Below are 3708 nucleotides of genomic sequence, written 5' to 3'. Positions count from 1 at the left end.
AAGTAACAAAAAGAAAAACAAAAGGGTATAAGAATAAATTATTTAAAACGATGGTTTATTTACTTGCTGGAAATTCGGATTTTTACCAACTGAAACTACACTGTTCGCCTACCTAAAATTCAGCTTACCCACTCAAAACTCAAAAGAGCCTCATTTTTGTTTAAACCCTTGCTTGCACTGCTCAAAACACCCAATGTTATGGCACTTCTGACAAAAGATTTTCCACGTTTTAGAGGTTGCACAGCAATTGTTACAGATCCATGCTGAAGTATCTTGCGTTTTCAGGGCTTGATCCATCCAGTATTGGTACTGATCCAGATTGCTTTTCTCCTTTAGCTCAATCTGGGCCATGAGGTGGCAAGCTTGCAAAGTCATGCCATAAGTTTCTTCCAGCGCTTTCAGGGATGTTCGTGCTTTGCGCCATTCCTGATGTTCAATGGCATTTTGAGCAAGCAGCAATAAGCTCTCTGGATGTTTTGGTGACAAATGAGCCAGGCGCTGAATGGCGATGTTTTTTTCTTCTGCTGTGATAGATAAATAGAGCGGAACGAGGTTTGGATTTGGGTCTGTTTCCCAGGTAGTCTCTAGTACTTTTCGAGCTTGTCGCTCTTTGCTTTGTACTTTAAGAATTTTTGCCATTTCAATTGCTGCTGGGAAAAACCCCGGGTCAAGCTGATGTACTTTCTTTAAAGCCCCCAAACGTTCTTGCATATCTTGAGAGTGTTGTTGTGACTGGGCGTAGAGTAATTGGGCTTGATATCGTTCCCATTTCTCCTTAGTGAGTAGGTTGTTCTTATACATTTTCTGTACGATTTCCAGCGCTTTGTCAAAGAGCGAAAGAAATACACTGGTGCCCAAAAGATTTTTAAGAACATATGGAGACTGAGGTTCAATTCGCTCGAGTTCCAACAGGTGAGTGTGCGCCTGTGCGTTCTCATTTTGTGCATAGCAAAGACGAATTTGCTCATATAAAGCTAGCTCTCGCATTTCAGGGTAGTTGTTCATCTCGATGATTTGTTGCTCTGCTCTTTGCATATTTGCTTCATGCAATGCAGCTTCAAAGAGGAGATGGTGTTGCAGGGGAGTATTTAAAAATCGCTGTACCTTGTACGCTTTTTCCTTGGTCAGAGAGATCTGCTCAAGGGCGTTGGCTGTGATGGCTTCAACAAGACTAATTAGGCCTTTTTCACGATGTCGTTTTTGCGCGCGTCTTCCAAGCCGCATTGGTAGTCTGGCAATAGCACGCCAGATTTTTCCAATTAAAGATAGCAAGAACAAAGTTACAAAAAGCAGCAGGGCAAATATTGTCAGAGAGGTTTCAATTTCATAACCCTGCCAGTCAATACGTATGGTACCAGGGTACATGTTCAGTCCCAAAACGATTGCGGTGAGCGATATTAAAACAACTATAAAGAGGATTTTACGGATCATTCTTCGGTTTCCTGTTGGGAATTTTGTGTGAGCGCGCCAAACATCAAGAGGGTTAAGCTGAGTGGCCTAAGCTCTGTGATCATTTGTTGCACAAGGACGCGATTTTGTAAATTTTTATACCATTCCTGTATGCTGGGATTTTGGTACTCTTCTAATAAGTATGCTTTATGTTCCAATATATCTAAAAGATTGTCCTGGATTAGCAGTTCATGTACGCGTTCCAAAACGGAGTTAGTTTGCGCATCTGAGTTTCGTTGAGGTGGGTTATAGCGTATTGAAACTAAACTTTTGAGCCAACCTTTTAATTTTCCAATCCAATTTTGAGTGGTGGATTGTGCAGATATAGATTGTTTAGTAATAGGTTGTTTAAGCATCCTGACCAGATTATCAAATTCTTGAGCAAGTTGCTCATGTGTGGGCACCCCAGAATCAGCTAAAGCTAGGAGTTTGGCGAAGTCAGAGCCCAGCGCTTCAGGTAAGGTTGGAACTTGCGTTAGAATATCATCCAATTCATTGCGAAAGGGTTTTGCTGTACCGGCAACTTGTTCAAGGCAGCGCAGCGCAAAAAACAGCGGTTGAAAATCGGGCAGGGATATCACATCAAGTTTCGGGATGGCACGTGGTACTGAAGGCATAGCCCGTGCTTTTTCAAGTGCTGCAATTCTGGAAGCGAGTGATTTGATGACGTGTTGCAAGCTTTCACGTTCTTGCGGTTGGAGTTGAGGTTGTTGTTGGTGATGTACCACCTGACCGGAAGGCGTTGCAGGGTGGTCGGTCATTTTTTGTTGCAGGATTGGTAAATACCACCATCCTAAAATTCCAACAATTAAAGCAAGCAATAACAGAAGCAGCCATTTATAGTTCCTAAAACGTTTAGGAACCTCTTGGGTCTGTTCTTTAGGTTCTTGATCTTCGTTCATACGTTTTCCTGTTGGTTAAGAAGGGAGAGCAGGCATTCCATTTGCGGTCTTTGTGTCACTCGTAGTTCCTTCCAAGTTGTGCCTTGCAGAGCACCGGCAACGTTCTGGCTAAAACAAATTGCGGTCATGGATCGACATATTATTGTTTGCTTATTGTATATAAGTAGTTTAGCAAAAATAGCAGCACTACGGGGAGAGAAAAACAGCACCGATTGAATGGTACGGCCTGCAAGGGCTTGCAGTGTCTCTGGAGCGAATTGACGTGCGGGTTTGGCTTCATAGACGATATATTTTTCAACACAAAACCCCTTTGTTTGAAGAGTGTGCTGGATGTCAATGGCAGTATGCCTGCCGCTAAAGTGAATCAGCGGGCCTTTTGCTGGGTTTAAGTCTTTTACAATGTGCTGGCAGAGCTCAAGTGCGCCTCCATTGCTGACATAAATATTTTTAAAGTGTTGGGCTGCCTGTGCTGTTGCGCTTCCCACTACGTAAGTGGGCAATGATGTGGGAATCGTTAGGGCTTTAGCGCCGCGAATACCATTTGCACTTGTGAACATAATAGCCTGGGCAACAGAAAAATTAACCGGATCAGGCACTAAAAATTCAATATGTAGCATTGGATCTACCAGGGTATGATGACCAAGTTGATTGAGTGTTGCGGCCAGTTCACTGGCTTCGGGCTCAGGCCGGGTGATGAGTATGTTCATAAGTTGTGATTATAAAGGGGAATGTACCAGAATAGAAGGCGTGTATACCTGCTTTACCCTCTATACTCCCCGTGAAATCAAAACCGCTAGTTTAAAGATAGCTAGAAACGCGCAGTTTACAAGTGTAAATGAGCACTTCAAGCGTATCAGGAAACAGAGGTTTTGATTTCATTTCGGTATAGCATCGCCTGTCATATTCTGGTATATAGTAAGGGTAAAGGGCTTCTATTCCCCGGTAGCTCAGTGGTAGAGCGGGTGGCTGTTAACCACCTTGTCGGCGGTTCGAATCCGTCCCGGGGAGCCAGATTTTTCAATGGTTTTAGCAGAAAATAGAATTGAATCAAAAATCTCGGTGCCGCACTGGTGCCGCAAAATGAATGGTGTTTGATTAGGAGAATATCACTTTGATCTAGAAAAAGTTGGTTGGATCATAAGATAACATTTGCACAGGAAAGCACTTTTGCTTATAAAGATTGAGAGGTCAGGAGAGAAACTATACTGAGCCCCGTTTTTGCTGCAAATTCGTGGGGGCTCATTGCCGCCCCCACTAACTTGCAACAGACAAGTAGCAAAAAGAAAAACAAAAAGGCTTAAGAGTAAATTATTTAAAACGATGCTTTATGCTCATGCCCAAGATTTTTTTTAATGCA

At 42.9% G+C, this 3708-nt stretch carries 3 protein-coding genes and 1 tRNA gene; 1 reads left to right on the top strand and 3 read right to left on the bottom strand.

The window, feature by feature from the left end:
• Nucleotides 1-150: 150 nt before the first annotated feature.
• The 3 genes from ABFQ95_07985 to ABFQ95_07975 form a co-directional block, all read right to left on the bottom strand.
• Nucleotides 151-1365 carry a heme biosynthesis HemY N-terminal domain-containing protein gene (locus tag ABFQ95_07985; protein ID MEN8237458.1) on the bottom strand — a complete coding sequence of 405 codons (1215 nt, stop codon included), beginning with the start codon at nucleotides 1363-1365 and terminating at the stop codon, nucleotides 151-153.
• A gap of 62 nt (nucleotides 1366-1427) precedes the next feature.
• Nucleotides 1428-2351: a hypothetical protein gene (locus tag ABFQ95_07980; GenBank protein ID MEN8237457.1), complete on the bottom strand. Its 924-nt coding sequence runs from the start codon at nucleotides 2349-2351 to the stop codon at nucleotides 1428-1430.
• Nucleotides 2348-3058: a uroporphyrinogen-III synthase gene (locus tag ABFQ95_07975; protein ID MEN8237456.1), complete on the bottom strand. Its 711-nt coding sequence runs from the start codon at nucleotides 3056-3058 to the stop codon at nucleotides 2348-2350. Before ABFQ95_07975 ends, ABFQ95_07980 begins: the two co-directional genes overlap by 4 nt.
• A gap of 229 nt (nucleotides 3059-3287) precedes the next feature.
• Between ABFQ95_07975 and ABFQ95_07970 the strand changes: the two genes are divergently transcribed.
• Nucleotides 3288-3362: transfer RNA gene (locus tag ABFQ95_07970), tRNA-Asn, on the top strand.
• Nucleotides 3363-3708 lie beyond the last annotated feature (346 nt).

The sequence above is a fragment of the Pseudomonadota bacterium genome, assembly GCA_039714795.1.
Taxonomy (GTDB): Bacteria; Pseudomonadota; Alphaproteobacteria; order JAGOMX01; family JAGOMX01; genus JBDLIP01.
Note: the sequence above shows the minus strand (reverse complement) of the source record. Positions and strands in the feature narration are given on the sequence as shown.